We start from the raw sequence: 19759 nt of genomic DNA, 5'->3' as shown, positions 1-19759 counted from the left end.
AAGATGAACGATCCACTTAACAAACTCAAAAACTCCATGAAAAAAACAGTTTTCAAGGATCTTTCCTTTTCCCATGAGCGAAAAAATGCAGTGAAGGAGGCCATACAAAGAGGAAAACACTCACATCCACAGCTTCATTTTTGGAAGGAAGAAACCATACTCTATATATTAGACTCCATTCAATACGAAGAAAAACACGGCTACGAAATTTCCACCCACCTTTATCAAAAAAATGACAATAGCTTTATAAAAAGCGAAGGCCAGCTTTATACACTGCTCCACCTGCTAGAAAACAAAGGAATTATTCAGTCGGAATGGATAGAGGAAAAAAAGTACTATTCCTTAACTACCAAAGGGAAAAAACATTTAGCCGCAGTTCAGGAGGACGCCCCTAAACAACGAGCTTCCCTCAAACACCTACTAGAGGAGGCCTCCACATGAGCAGGAATTTCGATGAATTTTTAACAAAAGTCACCTCGAAAGTGAAGTCTAAGGTAGCACACGGCATGATTAAAAAGGAGCTAACAAATCACCTAAAGGAGCTTAGTCACGCCTATCAAAAGGGGGAAACCACAAAAGAGGAGGCTGACCAAAAGGCCATTCAAGAAATGGGCAACCCCTATACCATCGGGGAAAATCTAAACCACCTTCATAAGGCAAGAATGGATTGGTCCCTCCTTGCCCTATTCATCACTATTGCAGGGATAAGCTTCCTCCCACTCGTAGGCGGAATTCCCCATTTGTCAATGCCTGGACCCTATTTTATTGGACGGCAAGCAACCTGGTATACTCTCGCCATCCTAGTAATCCTTGGCTTTCTCTTTTTTGACTATCGAAAATTAAAGAAATTGTGTCCAGTATTTTATGGAGTCGCGTTGACCCTGCTTTTATACACCCATTTCTTCGGCCTCGAGTTTAACGGAGCCCAACGATGGATTGTAATAGGAGAGTTTATAGCCGACGTGACCATAACTTTATTTCTCTTTTTCATTGCCTGGGCCGGTATTTTTACCAAAATCAATTACTATGGGACTTGGAAAAAGCAAGGGTTATTACTCTTTCTATTCTGGATTCCAATCCTCATCTATCTGGCGCTGCCCAACTATATGTTAAGCTTTATTTACTTTTTTACCGTAGTAGCCATGTTTGTTTTTTCCGGTGTAAAAAAGAAATTAGCCATACAAATTTCGTTGACTAACTGTGTTGTAGGTTTCATTGTGTTCATTCCAATAACCTATGTAGTAACCTCAACACCACATATGTATAATCGGTTATTAGCTTTCTTTAACCCTGAAGCATATGCACAGACTGCAGGGTATATCAATATGTTGATTAGGGACGTCCTTTTACAGGCAGGCTGGTTCGGGAACGGACTTCTTACAGGAAACCCTTTGCCCGAAGGACATACGGATTTTGCCTTCCCATACCTCGTTTACTCACTAGGCTGGGTATTTGGAATATTCCTTTGTTTGCTATTGTTACTGTTTATTTTACGAATTTCCCTTAATGCATTTAAAACAAAGGATTTATTCGGTCGCTTATTAGTCATTGGCGGTGCAGCATTATTTACGGTTCCCATTTGCTGGAACATCCTCATGGGCCTAGGTTTGCTGCCCATCATGGGAGTCTCCCTCCCATTCATCAGCTACGGTGGAACAATGCTCCTATTTTACGCTGCTGTATTAGGCCTCATTTTGAACGTCTACCGGCGAAAGGACATTGTGGAGCCAACAATAGAGACCTCATCATAGAAAATAGGGTGACGAAATGTGTTCCCGTCACCCTTTTTTCTATCAGTTTAACCGGAACTGGGGTCCATTTATCCTACACCAGGCTCTTGCTTACTCTCTTTTTCTCCCGGTTTGAACTGTAGCCTTTTAATCCCAATTAACCTGAACCATTTTCTTCCAACTTATCGCGATACCAACGCTTTCCCGACACTTCCGGTCAAACTGTTCTGGGTACAAACTGTCCTCCTTCAGGCTCCTTCTTTCTGTACCATTCTCCAGGTTTTAACCTTATCAAAATGAACCTGGTTCACCTGAACCAGGTTCATTTTACCCTTCTTCAAACTCTGTCTTTCTTTCTCTTTCTCCCGATATGAACCGTATCAACCTGAACATGGTTCAATCCGACCGCTATTTACTTCGGATACTCCCTGGCCTGCATCTTCGGCCGCAGCTTTCGGATTGCCAACGCTAACGAACCTACGATCACCGCTCCGTACACACCAAAAAAGATGATCCACGGCGAAAATTCGAAGCCGGCCATATGTTTAAATTCCGTCATGATAGATTCCTCAAAAACGGAGAAAAACATGATTGGTATATTCATAGAAGCAAATATAAACGGCCAAATATACTCCTGTCCTTGCTGCTGAAACGTATAGCTAAAGCTAGTAAGCATCAAGGTGATAACGGCTAAACCACCTGTGAGAAAAAACGCAATACTATACGTTGTCACCATAGCAATAATGGTTTTTCGAATGACCGTAGAAGCAAGGACACCGATGCTTCCAATCACTAACATCGTAAAGGTATAAAGGCCAAAGCTTGCCAACACGCTCATGGGGGAAATCCCCCCGTACAGAAATACGATCATATATAAAGGTGCTGATGCAAACACAATTAACAGCAAGTAAGCCAACGAGGAAAACAGTTTACTTAAAATAATAGAGCTAGAAGATTGGGCCGTCGTCAGCAAAATAGGTAGCGTCTGCCGTTCTCGTTCACTACTAATTACTCCTCCTGTGAGCCCTGGAGTAATAAAAATAACGAGGGAAAGCTGCAGCATACTAATCAACAGGAACATGCTTCGGCTTTCCTCTGGACGGAAGGTCCCCCCATCAAAACTCAACGTTAAACCGATGAAACCTAAGGAAATCAATCCAAGAATGGATAGGTAGGAAGCAATGCCAATGAAGCTTTTCGACGACCGGAACCGAAGACGAATTTCTTTATTCAAAACAGGATTCATGAACAACGATTTCATTCTCCCTCCACCTCCACTTCCTTCATAATCTCCATAAAGACATCTTCAAGGTTTTTTTCCAACGTCTGAAATCCTAACAATGGAATGTCAGCTAACACTGCCTTTTTAATCAAGGCTTGCTGGCTCGAGTCAGAGCCACGGAAGCCAAATTGGATCTTGCCAACACCATTTTCCACTACGGAAACGTTCAATACCTCCAGTTCCCCTTCAAAGAATCGAACGGCCCTTTCCATTTCTCCGCTTACAGTTACGATAATTTCTTTATGCACCTGAAGCTTCGTCTGAATCTCAGAAACGGTACCAGTGGCCACCAACTGTCCACAATTGATAACACCGATCTCGTCACACATTTCTGCCAGCTCCGGCAATATGTGAGACGAAATGATAATGGTTTTTCCCATTGCCTTCAATTCCTTTAATATTTCTCTCATTTCCACCCGAGCGCGCGGGTCTAAACCAGAAGCGGGCTCATCCAAGATCAATACCTTCGGGTTATGTATCAGCGCACGAGCCAAACACAGACGCTGCTTCATTCCCCGGGACAACAAATCCACGTAGGAATCCCGTTTCCCTGTTAAGTTCACAAGTTCTAACAGCTGGGGAATAACCTCTTCCCGCTCAGCCACGGACAAGCCGTAGCTCGCTCCGTAAAAATGCAAGTACTCTTCCGCTTTGAACTGATCATAAACCCCGAAAAAATCAGGCATATAGCCAATCACCTGCCGCACCTTTGCCGGCTCTTTAGTAATATCGAATCCGCTAATATAAGCAGAACCGTACGTGGGAGACATTAGCGTTGCAAGGATTTGAAAGGTGGTAGATTTCCCTGCACCATTTTGACCAACGACTCCATACACAGTACCTTCAGAAATAGATAAATTTAAGTCTTCCACTGCAGTAAAGGAGCCATATTTTTTTGTTAGATTCACTGTCTCAATCATGGCTAATTTCTCCTTTCAATGACACTTCTGGTACTGGCATCTCCTCCGGCATATCCCCTTTTTGAACGCGGATAACGATATGGCCATACTCAGCAATATATTTTTCCGGCTGATCAAAAATAGTTACTTCACCCAAAGCTTCGTACCTGTCCTCTTCTATGTTATAAATCTCGTAATCTATATTATCGGAGCCCCTTATTTTTATCTCCAAATCAGAGAAGGTTGTTTCCTCTCCCAACAGCTCCTCCGGTACCGTAAACTCGAACGCAAAGGTCCCTGCAGTAGCATATACACTACGTCCACCAAGCTCAAGATCATGGGAATCCACAAATCCATGGCCATCCATCATATAGACAAAAGGCATCAGGTCGTCTGTGTTAAGGGTAAAAGGTCCCCCAACAGCATCCACAACAACCAACGGCTGAACGATAATATTTAAACGTTCCACTAATGCATCCTGCCCAGCAAGGGATGCTTGGAGTAAATTTCCCTCTGAAAAACCTATTAGGGCAGGCTTCCCGCGGGTAAACATATTCAAATCGTGCAGGGAGCGAAGAAGCTCATCCTTCCGCCGTTCCCCAATGTCCTCCGATAGGTTATATGGTTGATTCCGCCACATCGGGGCAGTAAGGATGGACCCCGTTAGCTCAAAGGAAACATCAATGGTCTCTCCAGGCTGTATAGAGCCTAAGGAGACCTCTTGACGGCCAGACATTAACAGCAATTCAAAAAAAGCAAGTTCCGTATTATTCGTCAAGGTCCCTGTCACTTGCTGATCATTTATTTGTAAATCCCCATCCAAGGTACCAACGTCCATGGATAATATCGGACCTGACACGTTTCGAATGGACCAATATTCCACATCCTTATACAGGACATCCACTTGATCTCCTTGGTGACGAATTCCCACATTGGATAAGGCTCCATTCATGGAGTAGCCTGTAAGAATAGGAAATGGGGCAAAGCTTCCTTCGCCTAAGTGAATCGTATAATTCCCCCTTCGATTGCTTAATAGGGATAGACTTCCGTATCCTTGGCCAAAGCCTTGCTCATCAACTGTCAGCAAGGTTACCTCATTTAATTGGGGCTGGGCGATACGGTCTTTTCCCCCAAACCCGAAGATACCTAAGCAAACGATCAAGGACAACGCCGGCAAAATCCACCAGGAATGCTCCCGCTTATCCATCTTTTTCAAAATGAAATAGATCGCAGGGAAGATCACCAGAACATAGACGACAAAAACAATGACCAGAGCAGAGAATGGCAGAAAGGAGGATGGGAAATAATTCGTCGCCCGCGCCACGCCCCACGTTAAACGGTCATAAATAGAATCGTAGTAAACATTCGAGTTATTCAATGCAGGTTGTACTGCATCGGTCCAGTATCTGGAAGCACCGTCCCACTGGGCAAAGGTTTGATCACTTGGAGAGAAGGCCAGTTGAATGACCTCACCATTTCCAAATGGACGGACAGCAATAATCGGCAAATCCTCCTCTGTTCGCTTCGTTACCCTTGTGTTATCAGACAAGGTCCCAGTAATGAACTCTACTGTATCAGACGGATATTCCCGTGTATCTTCTTCATTGAAAAAATCAGTGGAGACCGTTTCAGAATGAAGATTCTCCCCCATCGGCAGGAGCTCCGACAGCAATCCAAGATTCTCCTGTACACCTGGATCCGCCCCGACTATGAGCCTACCTCCATTGGATATCCAAGACTGAATTGCTCGCAGTTGTTCTGTCGTTAAATTGGTCATGGAGAACTGATCGGTAATAATGGCATCCAACATGGATAAGCCCATGGAAACGGTCGGCACCTTATCCGGTTCGATCGGTATTGGCGTATAGGCATTTCCATGTGGAACCCGTACCGTTTTCAAGAAGTTGAAGACATCGGGATCCTCCGTAAATAATCCAATAAGCCTATCCTCTTCGTTATACATTCGCTGTGGCAATCTCGTTTGACCAGCTAACTTAACTTCCTTTCCGTCCTGCCAGCCCCCCTCGTAAAAACGAATGTGATTCATGTTTGGCATACCATAACTGTGCATATCACCATGGCCTGGCAAACTGAGTCGAACAGTCCTTTCACTGTTCGCTGGAATATCCACCGCAGTAATAATATTTCCATGACTGGAATTCCAGCCCGGTGCAACGGAAATTACCAGATCCCCCGAAATATCCGGTCCATTATTGGTGATGGTCACCGCAATGGGAAACCCTTGCTGCCGTTTCACCTTTCCATCAAAACCAACTTCCGTTGAAACCGTGAGACGTTCCTCTCCCTCAGCCAGTGCTGAAGAAAGGGGAACAATAAATGTTAAGCAAAGCACGAACAAAATTAGAACATTCCATTTTTTTGATTTTTGTTCCATGACCTACCCTCTGCTTTCTCTTTTAGTATGTTGCCAATTTTCACGAATATTTTAAAAAAAATAATAGTACTAATACTCTTAATCTACCATATTTCACCAGATTAAATGATGAGTTTTTTAGGCTAATTTCCAACATCATTCTCCAAGTCTTTTAATTTTATAGAATAGGATAAGCTTTTCCTCTCATATCTTTATAAATAACAGACTGTTGATTAGGGGGGATGAATATTATAAGGAGAAGTATCCAGCGACCTTTAAATAGTGTTTCTCTTATGTATTGGCTAAACCTCTCCAAGAAAAAAGCAGAACAGAGGTCTAAGGAATATAACGAAAATAGAAGTAAAAATGAGCTCATTGTTTATAAAATGAAACAAAGTGACTATTTACTTATAGAAGGATACGAGAAGTATTTCTCTTTATACAGTAAGAACCCAAAAATGAAGGTGAGGTTTGTCATTGGGGACTACGAGTCCGATCTGGAAGCCAGGTATGCAGCAGTAAGAGAACTACTGAGCTACCACCAATCGGCATGGATCACGAAAATGCAGCAATTTAAAATACTATACAAAAACTATAAGCAATGCAAAAACACCCTTTCTTCCAAATTAGGTATCCCCTATAGAAAGGTAGAGCATTACTTATTGGATGAAGACATTCCCATTAAAATACGAGCGAGGGCAGCGGAATGTGAACTAGGGAGACTGGCCAATGCAATTTGTCGTTCTACCCTCAACGAACGAATGAAAAACATTATGTATGAGTTTATAACCTATCCTGCAAAACACAACCTCCGATTAACAGATCAATCCTGGAAAATGGCACGGTCAATGATTCTCGATACTACTGACGACCTTATGGAGTTATCTGATAGGAACATTCGATTCCTTATTGTTCGCCACGCCATTGAATATAAAAAACGTAGTAAAGAAAACTTTCATTCTGATTTAGAAAATATCAAAAACAGGTTGCAAATTAAATTATTTACTAACACCTATGTATTGAAAGGAAAACAGAAATCGGCCAAAGAAGAGGCTGGGACATAACTAAAGTGTTTAAATGAAAATACGAACAATGCAATGCCATAGCGCAGGAGATATACGTAGACTCCTCGAAAATGTTAGCACATTTTCTTCGTGCGTGGGCAATCTCACGGATGCGTAATCAGTGTCCTGCGGGAGCAAAGGCAAAGGTGAGACCCCACAGTGCGTTAGGGGGCCACTGAAAATTCATATATTTTTCGCTGAGAAAATAGCAATCGCTCCGCGCGTTGCGCGCCTGCTATGAAAAAACCACTCATAGCAGGCTTTAAAAACTTGCAACGGCTTCGCTGATTGCTTCGAGACCACTGAAAAAGGGAAAAAACGTCCTTTTTCAGTGGCCTCGTGCGTTAGCGCGAGGAGGCTCAGCAGCCGCCCGCGGAAAGCGAAGTATATTTCCGAATCGGGTAGATTGCACCTACATTTAGTTTGTTCGGATTTCTTATTAGTAAAAATACTTTTGTCCCAGCCTCTTCATCATTTTCAGCCGTCTATTCACCAGTCCGATATCTAATATATTTAGGGCAGTCAGCCAAGTAATTTTCTTGACTGACTGCCCTTTCAGTTGATCATGCTAGCAAACAAGTTATCCACCTACAACATACTTATTATCCCCTCGGAAACTTTGGGACAACATTTGAGTGGTAACAGATAACGGTTCCGGCTTACTTATGAGGTACCCTTGAATCTCATCACAACCAATAGATTGAAGAAATTCCATTTGACTTTCCTTCTCTACACCTTCTGCGATTACCTTGAAATTCAATCCTTTGGCAATCATAACGATCAGCTTAACTATGGAATCGTTCTTATCATTTGTATTTAATCGAGAGATAAAGGAACGATCAATCTTCAAACGATCTATAGGGAAATTACTCATGTACTGTAAGGAAGAATATCCAGTTCCAAAATCATCAATGGCTATATGAAACCCAATTTCTTTTAATCTAGTTAACTTTGCTATGGTACATTCTATGGTACCCATTGCAATACTCTCGGTAATTTCTAGTTCTATATTATCCGGATTAGCCTTTGTTTCCGTCAGTATGCTTTCTAATGATTCAACAAAATCACGTTGCTGAAACTGTAAAGAAGATAGATTGACAGCAACCCTTAACCCCTTATAGCCTTGTTTTTCCCACTTAACAGATTGCTTACATACTTCCCTAAAAACCCATTCTCCAATTGGAATAATCAGCCCCGTTTCTTCTGCGATCGGTATAAAGTCGGAAGGAGGAACAAATCCTTGGCTTCGGGAATTCCAACGGAGTAATGCTTCAACTCCCGTAAATTTACCATTATCTAAAGATACCTGCGGTTGATAATATAACTCAAATTCGTTCTTTTCTAGGCCTTTTCTTAACGAATTTTCCAGCGTTAATTGGGGTTCAATATCCATCGTTTCATTATATATTCTATAATGGTTTTTTCCGTTTTCCTTTACCTTGTACATGGCAGTGTCTGACTTCATCATGAGAGCCTCAAAGTCCTCGCCATGTTCAGGATAAAAGGAAATCCCAATGCTAGGTGTGACATGAAGATCGACACCTGTAATTTTATACCCTTTACGAAGAGCAGATAATATCGTTTCTGCTTTCCTTTCAATCTTTTCCATCGTAGCATTTTCCATTAATATAGCAAATTCGTCTCCGCCGATTCGGCAAACTATTTCATTAGGTCGCATGGCTTTGCCTAGTCTAGTCCCTACTTCCTTTAATAATAGATCCCCAGAGGAATGCCCCAGACTATCATTAATTTGTTTAAATCTATCAAGATCTAGTAGCAAGAAAGCCATCTTCTTTTCACGGGTGAGATTCGTATTTTTTATTGCATGTGTAAGCCTTCTTTCAATATAACGTCTATTTGGAAGACCTGTCACAACATCATGGTAAGCTAGATGTTCCATTTTATTCACCGTTTCCACTAACCGGTCCGTTCTCTCTTTAACCTTTATTTCTAATTCTTCATTTAAATTATTTAGATCATTAACTAATTTATCATTGTCTAGCAGTGTAAATACCTGCCTTAGTATGACTAGCAAAATACTTAAAAACAACCCTAGCAGTATAGTTTTATTGTATTGAATCTGAGAGATAACATAAATGGAGAGTAATATAACCCCTGCATATGGGAAGCTATGTTTTAAAAAGGCCATCCCCTTCGTTTTTGCACCAGTTGATTCTCCATGCTTCCGATCGGATACAGGTTTATGATATACCCCAGCTAACCCTAAGATAAATAGAGATAGGATCCATAACGGTTCAGATAAACTTCCCACGGAGTAAATATTTGTAGCGGTTAAATAAGAAAAATGCAAATCTGCAATAACTTGAACTAGTAGTCCACTAACAAGGAGAAAGGAGGTTGCCTTCGTAAAAATGGTTTTTGAAACTATAATTAGACTAAGAACCCCCGCCAATACACCAAGATCTAAAATGGGATAAAGAAAATCAACAAAAGAAATAGGGTTTTCTCTGTTTTGTATTAACGGATTCATGATAAAAAACCAAATAAAAGTAGTCGCAACGGACATAACAATCAAAATATCAAACACAAACCGGATTGTTAGTAGATTATTATGTTTCATGACATTCATCATCAACAAAAGGGCTACAAAGTAGAAACCATTTTGAAAAACAAAAAATGTCTTCGGTAAAATAGAAGAATCGGCCTCCACTTGCATGACAAACTGAAGAAAAGACCAAATAAGGATTCCTAATAAATAACATAAAATCCCTAAGCCCAGGAAAAGCCAAAAATTCCTAGCTTGACTATTATCTTTTTTATATGTACTCCTAAGCCAGCTAAATACTATTAGACAAGCAATAATTTGAAATACCACGCCGCCCCAATCCAAAAAAGCCTGTTCAGTTTGAAACCAATAATTCCAAGTAAAGTACAAGGCTATTAAAGTGATAATAATCATGTATGCAAACTTCTTATCAGTCCGGTTAAACATTCGTTTTAACTCCTCGATTAATAATAGATAGGGGTTCGTCTAAACTGTGGTTCCATGTTTATCAACCATGGAAAACTTTCCTTTCGAGTATAAATATGATTAGGATAAATAACGGTAGGAATCACATGATCACCCTTATAATAAATGGGATCCCCAACAGATTCTAAAGGAATTTTATACACATTTTTCAAAGCCTTATAAAAAACTCTTTCTAGTAAAGCAAGGGAATATTCTTTCTTATAATGTTCCGTATAACTGACAAACAGAGACAATAACGTTTCCAAATTTTTACCTCTGTGCTTCCTTAAAATAGCCACCTTATCTATTTCTATTACTTTTTCTGGTGCATTTGCAAGGTGTTCTATCTTATGAAAAGGAAACACCTTGTTGATATTATTCTCAATAGATGGATAATAAGGCTTAAATTCAATAGTACCAATGTTTTCTTTTTCTAAATTTTGAATGATAAACTGATCCCCATTATCAGAAGACGGTTCCAACATATATCCTTTCTCTAACCAACAATCCATCCAGATTTGGTTAAAACAATTCAGTTCCCCTACTGTTTCTACTCGAAGATACATAATAAACATCCCCTAACATGAAATTTATTAATCAATTATCAAGAAGTTATTAATATTATAAAAGTCTAGTAATGTTAACGTTTTTAAAAACTATTACCTTTCCATCTTACTAAAAAAATCTTTATCTGTTAATTCTTTCTTATTATTCTTTTGGTTATTGTATTAGGACCGACAGTCAAGTTTGTTTTCTTACAACCTGTCCCACTTTTTCTTATTACTCTTCATATGTTGGCATATCAGGGTAATGGCGAGTCCGGAAAAGTAGGTTTTTTTATGTATAATAGTAAGACCACTTTCTATTATCGTTTTTTCCGTATTTCTATTAAGATGGCATCCATCACATAGATGCTTCCAAACTGGTGTTAGCATGTTTTGAATGACTCTCAAAAGTGGCTGATTCATTTTTACATGTTCAATAAGTAAAATAGTTCCATTAGCTTTTAACACTCTTTTCATTTCTGCCAATGCCTTTTTGGGGTCACCAACGGAGCACAATACTAGTGTGACAACAATTGTGTCAAATTCTTCCTCAGCAAATGGGAGTTTTTCGGCCATTCCTTCAACGATCTTAACAGGAACGCTAGCCTTCTTTACCCTCGCCTTTCCTTTCTCAATCATAAAAGGATTCGGTTCAAGGGCAATCACTTCGTCACACCGTTCATATAGAGGAAAATTGATACCTGTTCCAGCCCCAATCTCTAATACCTTTCCCTTTGCTTGGGTTAATAACTCCCTGCGCCACTTCGTGATATATTTCCTTTCTATAGGTCCCATGAAAGTATCGTAAACACTCGCAAATATTTTCTCCATCTGCCGTTCCTCCTCCCTGTCTCTTCCTTATTATAAAGGCTTTAGCTGAATTGCCCATGCAAACTTTTATGAAGGTTTTTCGGATGGTAACAGGCATCATATGTATAAAGATGAAATTATTGTAAATATTAGATGGAAAGGGGACTGCTTTACTTTTGGGGTCTTTGACTATTAGTAATGGAAATTGGGATAGGCTTATCCCTTTTCCATAAAAATGGAGATAAACATGAAACATTTTTCCGTAATATTTTTGTTAATATATCTTAACCATAAATCTAAAAACTGGTCGAAAGTAAGAAAACATTGGAGAGTTATGGTATATGTATCATTGGTAAATACAATTTATTATGTATTATGCCACCGTAAACTCGTATGGGATTTTCGTGATGACTATTTTAGTGTAAAATTTATTCGTTTGATAAATGTGATTTTCATTGCTCCATTAATCATACTTTTATTTTTATCTAGGATGCCAAGTAAACATCAATTTAATTATATTGTTCGATGGGCGACAGGCTCTTCCATTGTAGAATGGGTAGCATTGAAATTAAAAATGTTAACTTACAGGTATGGTTGGAATCTATTTTGGACATGGGTCCTTTATATTAAGATGTATCTATATAGTTTTCTTTACTCCAGAAAGCCCTCTCTAGTTTGGATATTAACCGTCACTTCAATCTACATGTTTGGCACTGTGTTTAAAATACCATTCGCTTTAAGAATTAACAAATTTCTTGAAAGAAACTTACAGATGAAAAGAGAAGACCTACCACATTCATAGGGTAGTCCAAAACAAACAGGAGTCAGTAGTAACTTTCCTGTTTGTTTTTTTTTAGAAAGTCGCCGGCAAATAAATTTTTTTAAAATAACATTGTAAACGCTATCCCCTTTGTAAAATCAACATTTCACACACACCATTGTTTTGAATTTATAGTATTTTCAGAAAAAAGTACTTGTTTTAGCAGGATGAAGTGATTAAAATATTCAATATACTCCAATAATTTATTATCTACATTTAGTGCCAGGTAATAACCAGTACAATGCAAAGATACACATTACAATATACTAAAGTCAGGAGAGACAACGATGGTAACATTCTTTATTGCTATTATTCTATTAATTACCGGCTACATGGTTTATTCAAAGGTGGTTGAACGTGTTTTTGGAATCAACGATAAACAGCCAACACCCGCTTATTCTAAATCAGACAGTTTAGATTATGTGCCCATGCCTTGGTGGAAAGGAAGCCTAATTCAGCTCCTAAATATTGCGGGCTTAGGACCAATTTTTGGTGCCATCATGGGGGCCCTATATGGTCCAGTCGCCTTTATTTGGATCGTTGTGGGATGTATTTTTGCCGGGGCCGTACATGACTACTTCTCAGGAATGCTTTCTTTACGTCATAACGGGGCACAGTACCCAACACTCGTTGGCCGATATTTAGGAAAAACGGTACAAGTATTTGTTAGTATCGTTTCCCTTGTATTAATGATATTAGTTGCAGCAGCATTCGTTGCTGGCCCAGCTCAATTAATTGCGGAGATTACATCCATAGGCTTTATGACTGCACTTTTATTCATTTTTGGCTACTTTCTATTAGCAGCTCTTTTTCCTGTAAACAAAATTATCGGAAAGATCTATCCAATTTTTGGCGGTATTTTAATCTTTATGGCCATTTCTATCGCTGTAGCCTTAATTTTTACCGATAGACAAATCCCTAATATAACAATGGATAATCTCCATCCCGGGGAGTTGCCAATTTGGCCACTTTTAATGGTAACTATCTCCTGTGGGGCCATTTCAGGGTTTCATAGTACACAAAGCCCAATCATTGCCCGTACATTAAAAAAGGAGTCCGATGGGCGAAAGGTATTTTACGGAGCTATGATTGCAGAAGGAATTATTGCCCTTATTTGGGCGGCGGCCGGAATGACGTTCTTCGGTGGCACAGAGGGATTACAGGCTGCACTTGCAGGTGGAGGACCGGGGGCAGTAGTAAATGAAATCTCCACTACTCTACTTGGAACATTAGGAGGAATTCTAGCCATTCTCGGTGTTATCCTATTACCAATCACAACAGGAGATACGGCGATACGCTCCTCTCGAATGATAATCATTGAATTTTTGCAAAGGGGATTCAAAAAGGTGAATGGAAAAGGGATCGTCATTGTTGCCACTTTAATTGTAACCATACCAGCCTTTTTCCTATCTACCATTGATTACTCCTTCCTATGGCGCTATGTAGGATGGACAAACCAAGTGGTTGCTACCGTAATGCTCTGGACAGGAGCCATGTATTTGCTGAAAAACAACAAGTTTCACTGGTTGTGTGGTGTGCCAGCAATGTTTATGTCAGCTGTCGTATGCACCTATATCTTCTATGCACCAGAAGGCTTTAATCTAGGTTATGAAGTATCCATGATAATCGGTTTCGCCCTTACCATACTTATCGTTTTATGGTATGTAAAACAAATAATCGCCCATAAACGGATGGGTGATCATAACTATAGTAAAGTAGCTTAATAAAGTTATTAATTAATGAGGGTGCTCTAAAGTGAAAGACACTTAGAGCGCCCCCATTCTTTTCTTTATATTCTTAATGTACACTATTCAAATTAACTTCCTTAGTAAAAAAGAAAGAACAAAGGAACTAAATCCCATGTTCTATATAGAGTTTCTTATACTCTTAACCCAACCCTATTGTTACAGTAAAAACATCATTAGGACTGGAATGGAACAAAATTATTGTTGGCTAACTGAAGGTTTCTAGGAACGTTTATATCTGCCATTGTTAATAGACCAGATACGTTCCCCATCCCTACAATTTTAGCCGTGTTAATAGCCATGGCCGCTGTTGCTGTATCTCCAAAAATCCCGTTGGGAATAACTAGCTCAACTGGCTCTTGACCCTCTAATGTAATACGGTCTTCCTGTTCAACCCCGACCGCCATAATTAATTCTAATGTAATGTTTCTCCCATCTGTTGTTATTGCTTTAACGACCTGATGTTGTCCACTTACTTCACCTTTTGTTAGTTGACCAATAGGTAAATGAATGTCCTCTTCTGCTATCACTGGATTGATAGTATTATAAACTTTTCCAAGGGAAACACCTAAACCATAAGCAATTAACTGGGCCGATTCCTCCAAACCAACATGTCCAATACTATTTTGACTGGCTAGTTGATTAAACTCTTCCCTAGTCATACCAACGCCTACCTTTTTCTGTAGGGGGATTCTCCTTTTGGAAACATCCACTTTTCTAACAACTTTAATGTTATTAACTTCGTTAGTAACAGAGGTAAAACATATGGTTAGGGTATCCATAATAAACCCAGGATTGATACCAGTGCCCAAAACCGATTGTCCCTTACTTTTAGCATAATAATCTATTTCTTTGGATAAATTTGGATACCGATGCCACGGATAAGCTAATTCTTCACAGGTTGAAACTACTGAAAAACCGTAATCTAACAATTCCCGTATTTGAGGCCAAACCTTTTCTAAATTTGAACCAGTCGCATGAATGGCTACCTTTCTACCATTCTCTTGTTGAGGAAGGGATAAATCGTTGAGATCCGAAACGACCTGAAACCCTAGTTTGCCGGTGCCTATTAAATCACCTACATCCTTCCCAACCTTTTCTGGATCAATATCAACAGCTCCTATTATATTCAGTTGATGAAGCTTCCTTGATTTTTCTAAAATTTCTAATCCAATGGGACCTAGACCAAACTGCAAAAGACGAACATCATTTTTTGGTAGCATAGTATCACTCCTTCAGTTAATATCTTTTTTACAATAAAAATGTAACAATTTACTGAAAGGAATGGAAATACGAAAATATTATATATTTATAATTTAAAGTTATAAATATTACTTTTTAAAACGTATTATTTAAGTTTATTAAACTGCTACACTTTTACTTATCTTATTAGATTTTTTCGTTGTCATTTACATTTACCCTTCGATATAATGTGGATATATCACGCCGGATTATTAAGTATCTATTATTAGTTTCAGCTAAGGAGCTGCATTATTTATGAATCTACTTTCCCTCCGCTATTTTCTTGAGGTAGCTAACAGTCTCAATTTTAGTCAAGCTGCTCGTGATCTACATATTTCACAGCCAGGACTAAGCCAACAAATTACGTTACTGGAGCAAAACCTAGGTTTTAAGCTTCTCAATAGAACAACTAGAAAAGTTTCTTTAACAATAGAAGGGGAATATTTATATAAACACTTAATGCCTTCCTTTGAAAATATCGAACGAACTCTTAAGGTGTTAGTTGAAAAGGGGGCTATACCTCAGTCAACCATCAAAATTGCTACTGTTCCTTCTGCTGCTAGTAATTGGATTCCTAACTTATTAAATCAATTAAAGGAAACCTTTGAAAACATCGAGTTTTATATTGAAGAAACCTCATCAAAACATGCAATAGAGCTTGTTAAAGAAAAAGAATGTGATATTGCTTTAATAAGAACACCAATAGAAGTTAGACAACTTGTGGACCATCAATTAAAAATAACTGAATTAACAAGGCATCCCCTAAAGGTGGTTGTCCCAGTGAATCATCCCCTTTCCACCAGTGATTCAGTAGATCTTTCGGAATTTAAAAGGGAAACATTCCTCCACTATGACAAAATAAAATCGCCCGCTCTCTTTTTTGCTATGGAGAACGCTTGTTTAAATGCTGGATTTATTCCTAAAACAATGGGAATGGGGCCAGAACTGTTAACGATTGCCAACCTTATCTCTAGTGGTATAGGCGTTACTTTAATGCCCAGTGATATGATCAAACTATTGCCCGCCGAAAAAATAAAAGCAATGAATATTAAAAATGAAAATTCCTACAGCTCTATCTCAGTTGTATGGAATAATAGTCCTAACCTTCCCCCCATAACCGAGTCCGCCCTTCAAATTCTTAAAGGGCAAAGTAAGAAATTAAATATAGATGTTTAAGATAGTGAGTGAAATTTATATTAAGGGTAATTTTAATATTCCTTATTAATAAGGTTCTTTAAAACTATTAAGCGAGGTTCTCGAACAATCTGAAGAGGCTGGGACAAAAGTATTTTTACTAATAAGAAATCCGAACATACTAGATGTAGGTGCAATCTACCCGCTTTGGAAATATACTTCCCTAAGGTAGTGTATTGTTCGTATTTCTGATTAAACACTTTAGTTATGTCCCAGCCTCTAGCTTAAAAAATTAATCCTTTAAGACAGATCAAAAAAGGCTATAACTCTTCTCCAATTTCTTCTTCCGATCGTAATAATGCCATCAGCTTAATCCTTGCCTTTTTACTATCATAATCCTTTCCTAAAATAATACCGGCCCTTAACAAATCGTAAGTACTCCCCCTGTAGTCATAGGAGGGGTAAACTTCTCCCTCTTCGGTAGCTGTTGTTATCACCACATGTACTCCTTTTTTTACCGCTTCTTCTATAGCGTCTATCATTAGGGGAGAAACCTGACCCCTGCCAACACCTTCAAGAATGATACCATCTACCCCCTCTCCCAAACAGGCACGAATAAACTTATCATCAGCACCTAAATAGCATTTAATGATCTCCACAGTTGGAATTCTTTTCTTTACAGGAAGGTGCTTTTCACTTTTAATAGGTTTTTGATACAGCTTCAACTTATCATTATCGATAATACCTAAATAACCAAACCCGAATGAATTGAATCCTTGTATGTTTGATGCGTGCTCTTTCTTTACATACTTCGCTGAAAAAACGCGTTCATTGAAGACCACCACAGTACCAACGTTGTACAAGTGCTCATCACAAGCGGAATAAATAGCATGCCTTAAATTAATATACGCATCACTACCTAACTGTTCAGGGGAACGCTGGGAACCAGTAACCACAATTGGCCGAGGATCATCAATTGTCAAATCAAAGTAGAACGCCGATTCCTCCAAGGAATCAGTACCATGGGTAACAACAACACCATCCAACGCTTTGTCCAAAAATAAAGAGAGGATTTTATCCCTTATTGCGTCCAAATCAGAAAATGTAATATGCATGCTTGGCTTTTGTAAAAAGGAATAAATGTGTATATCAATATTATCAGGGAGATGTAATACAGCATTAAGCTCTTCCCCCGTCATTTCACCGGAGGATAACCGACCATCTTTATTATGCTTACTAGCAATTGTTCCACCAGTGGTAATAACAGCCACTTTTTTCATAATCATCCTCCAACTAAAATAATAATCTACAAATTAGTTAGCTACTTTAACAATTTAACGCATCGGAGGTCTGTCCCCCTACATATCTACATCAATATAGAATTTAATCCTATTTGCCGGCAAGTAATATATTGAGTAATGGACAGGGATATCCTTGTCATCTCTGATTAATTTCTCAATTTGTATGACTGGTTCCACGCTTGAAATATCAAGAGCCTCACTAATTTCCCCTGTCGGTTGAATGAAATCCATCTCTTTTCGAGCTTTTTTAAACTTAACTCCGTATTTATTATTGATAAGATCGAAGGTAGAGACGTTATCTTGTATTAATTCTTCAATACCGGGATAGATATCACATGGAAAGTAAGCGGAATCAAAACTTAGTAAAACATCAGCATCTCGAATAAGCCTAACTAATTTCAAGATCTTAAATGGCTCCTCCCGTTCAAAAAGCTTCATTAGCTTCTCATCTGCCATTTCAATCTCCTTTACTAATATTTCCTTCGTGATATTTTCTTCCGTTAGACCGAGGCCTCCTTCCGTAAACCCCTTTAGGTTTAAAATATGAAGCTGACGCTTTTCCATTTTTACAAAGGTGCCTTTACCATGAATGATTTCGATAACCCCTTCACTTGCAAGCTCCTTTAATGCCCTGCGTATCGTAATTCGACTTGTATCAAACATCTCACAGAGCTCCGTCTCATTAGGAAGCCTCCTACCGGGGACGATTTCCCCATTAGCGATCATCTCTTTAATTCTAATTTTCACTTGTTCATATAAAAATACCGGGCTTTCCGACTGAACGGACTTTTCCTTTGACATAGGCCCACCTCTTCATCTCAATGTACTTACTCTCATTATATCTCATATACTAGAAATTTTAATCTAGGCTGTTTTCACAAACTTTGTTGCTTTTTACACTTTAAAACAACATTCTATGTGAAAAGAGCCTTAATCTAATAAGCACCTAATCCAAAATTTAAATAATAGCCTTTGCACCAAATTGTACAAGGCTATTACAAAGGGTCCATTATACTAACGCTTTCGGGTAGCCAAATCCGCCATAAAAACCACAAGTAACACTAGCATTATGAGCAGCCACTTCCAATGCATGGACAATATTCTTCGTTTCAACAAATGCTGTTAGGAACCCAGCTATAAAGCTATCTCCAGCACCCATTGTATCAACCACTTCCGTCTCCAAAGCTTCCTGGTGATATCTTACCCCTTTGTGGATGAACAATGCAGGTCTAGCCCCTCGAGTAATCCCGATTACTTCAAGATCATATTTTTCTAACTCACTTACCAATCTTTCCAACTCCTCTTCATTCAGGTCTGCCCCTGAGAAAAAACCGTAGGAAATGTGAGGACAAACCCGCCCTAAATATTCAGGCTCACGGCGATCGGAAAAATCAAAGGATACTTTAATATGCTCTGATAAAACTGGAAGCTCCTCCTCTAAGAAGGAGTAACAGCTCGAATGGGCCACATGAAAGTTCTTCAAATAATCAATGTCATCCTGTATTAATCTAATTTTCACTTGATGCCGCACCGTATTTGTTGGCCCTCCCACAAAAATTCGATCCCCATCTTCTGATAGATTGACCTTCGGTTGACCACTGATGCCCTCCACAGTACGGGAGCGATGGAAGTCCACTTTTTCTTCTCCTAAAACATTTTTTAAATGGTCGGCTTTATCGTCCGTAGCAAACACCCCGATATAGCCGACCTCTTCTGCCCCAGAACGTTTACAATTGACGGCTACGTTGACGCAGTTCCCTCCAGGATAGTACTTCCCCTGATCTAAATAGCAATCCACAACATTATCTCCGATAGTTATTATTTTCATTGTATCTTCCTTTC

At 39.1% G+C, this 19759-nt stretch carries 15 protein-coding genes; 5 read left to right on the top strand and 10 right to left on the bottom strand.

From position 1 onward, the window contains the following. Positions 1 to 3 precede the first annotated feature (3 nt). Both J2S74_RS02015 and J2S74_RS02010 read left to right on the top strand, forming a co-directional pair. On the top strand, positions 4 to 441 hold the full coding sequence (locus J2S74_RS02015) for a PadR family transcriptional regulator (protein ID WP_307321139.1): 438 nt from the start codon (positions 4 to 6) through the stop codon (positions 439 to 441). Then, entirely contained in the window at positions 438 to 1751 is a 1314-nt protein-coding gene (locus tag J2S74_RS02010) for an FtsW/RodA/SpoVE family cell cycle protein (RefSeq protein ID WP_307321136.1), read from the top strand. Before J2S74_RS02015 ends, J2S74_RS02010 begins: the two co-directional genes overlap by 4 nt. 391 nt (positions 1752 to 2142) lie before the next feature. On the opposite strand, the gene J2S74_RS02005 is transcribed toward J2S74_RS02010, so the two are convergent. From J2S74_RS02005 to J2S74_RS01995, 3 genes are read right to left on the bottom strand one after another with little or no spacing between them, the layout of a single operon-like run. Continuing rightward, the gene (locus J2S74_RS02005; protein ID WP_307321135.1) at positions 2143 to 2991 is read right to left on the bottom strand and encodes an ABC transporter permease; all 849 of its coding nucleotides are present in this window, start codon (positions 2989 to 2991) and stop codon (positions 2143 to 2145) included. Then, positions 2988 to 3932, bottom strand: coding sequence for an ABC transporter ATP-binding protein (locus tag J2S74_RS02000; RefSeq protein WP_307321133.1), 945 nt, complete (start codon positions 3930 to 3932; stop codon positions 2988 to 2990). The genes J2S74_RS02005 and J2S74_RS02000 overlap by 4 nt, the downstream gene beginning before the upstream one ends. Continuing rightward, entirely contained in the window at positions 3925 to 6306 is a 2382-nt protein-coding gene (locus J2S74_RS01995) for a DUF8725 domain-containing protein (RefSeq protein ID WP_307321131.1), read from the bottom strand. Before J2S74_RS01995 ends, J2S74_RS02000 begins: the two co-directional genes overlap by 8 nt. Before the next feature lie 221 nt (positions 6307 to 6527). On the opposite strand from J2S74_RS01995, the gene J2S74_RS01990 reads away from it, so the two are divergent. After that, positions 6528 to 7349 (top strand): hypothetical protein, encoded by an 822-nt coding sequence (locus tag J2S74_RS01990; protein ID WP_307321128.1) that lies wholly within the window; start codon positions 6528 to 6530, stop codon positions 7347 to 7349. 580 nt (positions 7350 to 7929) lie between these two features. On the opposite strand, the gene J2S74_RS01985 is transcribed toward J2S74_RS01990, so the two are convergent. From J2S74_RS01985 to J2S74_RS01975, 3 genes are all read right to left on the bottom strand, one after another. Beyond that, positions 7930 to 10302 (bottom strand): EAL domain-containing protein, encoded by a 2373-nt coding sequence (locus tag J2S74_RS01985; protein ID WP_307321126.1) that lies wholly within the window; start codon positions 10300 to 10302, stop codon positions 7930 to 7932. A 17-nt stretch (positions 10303 to 10319) separates the two neighbouring features. Then, positions 10320 to 10886, bottom strand: coding sequence for a hypothetical protein (locus tag J2S74_RS01980; RefSeq protein WP_307321123.1), 567 nt, complete (start codon positions 10884 to 10886; stop codon positions 10320 to 10322). A 189-nt stretch (positions 10887 to 11075) separates the two neighbouring features. Beyond that, positions 11076 to 11696, bottom strand: coding sequence for a class I SAM-dependent methyltransferase (locus tag J2S74_RS01975; protein ID WP_307321122.1), 621 nt, complete (start codon positions 11694 to 11696; stop codon positions 11076 to 11078). A gap of 1086 nt (positions 11697 to 12782) precedes the next feature. Between J2S74_RS01975 and J2S74_RS01970 the strand changes: the two genes are divergently transcribed. Beyond that, positions 12783 to 14219, top strand: a complete 1437-nt coding sequence (locus J2S74_RS01970) for a carbon starvation CstA family protein (RefSeq protein WP_307321119.1) — start codon at positions 12783 to 12785, stop codon at positions 14217 to 14219. Positions 14220 to 14416: 197 nt separating this feature from the next. Here J2S74_RS01970 and J2S74_RS01965 read toward each other — a convergent pair whose 3' ends face one another. Beyond that, the gene (locus tag J2S74_RS01965; protein ID WP_307321117.1) at positions 14417 to 15463 is read right to left on the bottom strand and encodes an NAD(P)H-dependent amine dehydrogenase family protein; all 1047 of its coding nucleotides are present in this window, start codon (positions 15461 to 15463) and stop codon (positions 14417 to 14419) included. 274 nt (positions 15464 to 15737) lie between these two features. Between J2S74_RS01965 and J2S74_RS01960 the strand changes: the two genes are divergently transcribed. Then, on the top strand, positions 15738 to 16658 hold the full coding sequence (locus J2S74_RS01960) for a LysR family transcriptional regulator (protein ID WP_307321115.1): 921 nt from the start codon (positions 15738 to 15740) through the stop codon (positions 16656 to 16658). Between the two features lie 278 nt (positions 16659 to 16936). Here the strand turns inward: J2S74_RS01960 and J2S74_RS01955 are convergent, their stop codons facing one another. The 3 genes from J2S74_RS01955 to J2S74_RS01945 all read right to left on the bottom strand — a co-directional run bounded on the left by J2S74_RS01955 (position 16937) and on the right by J2S74_RS01945 (position 19745). Then, positions 16937 to 17896, bottom strand: coding sequence for an asparaginase (locus tag J2S74_RS01955; RefSeq protein WP_307321113.1), 960 nt, complete (start codon positions 17894 to 17896; stop codon positions 16937 to 16939). A gap of 78 nt (positions 17897 to 17974) precedes the next feature. Beyond that, positions 17975 to 18718, bottom strand: coding sequence for a GntR family transcriptional regulator (locus tag J2S74_RS01950; RefSeq protein ID WP_307321111.1), 744 nt, complete (start codon positions 18716 to 18718; stop codon positions 17975 to 17977). Between the two features lie 208 nt (positions 18719 to 18926). Continuing rightward, entirely contained in the window at positions 18927 to 19745 is an 819-nt protein-coding gene (locus tag J2S74_RS01945) for a PfkB family carbohydrate kinase (protein WP_307321109.1), read from the bottom strand. Positions 19746 to 19759 lie beyond the last annotated feature (14 nt).

The organism is Evansella vedderi (assembly GCF_030813435.1).
Lineage (GTDB): Bacteria > Bacillota > Bacilli > Bacillales > Salisediminibacteriaceae > Evansella > Evansella vedderi.
Note: the sequence above shows the minus strand (reverse complement) of the source record. Positions and strands in the feature narration are given on the sequence as shown.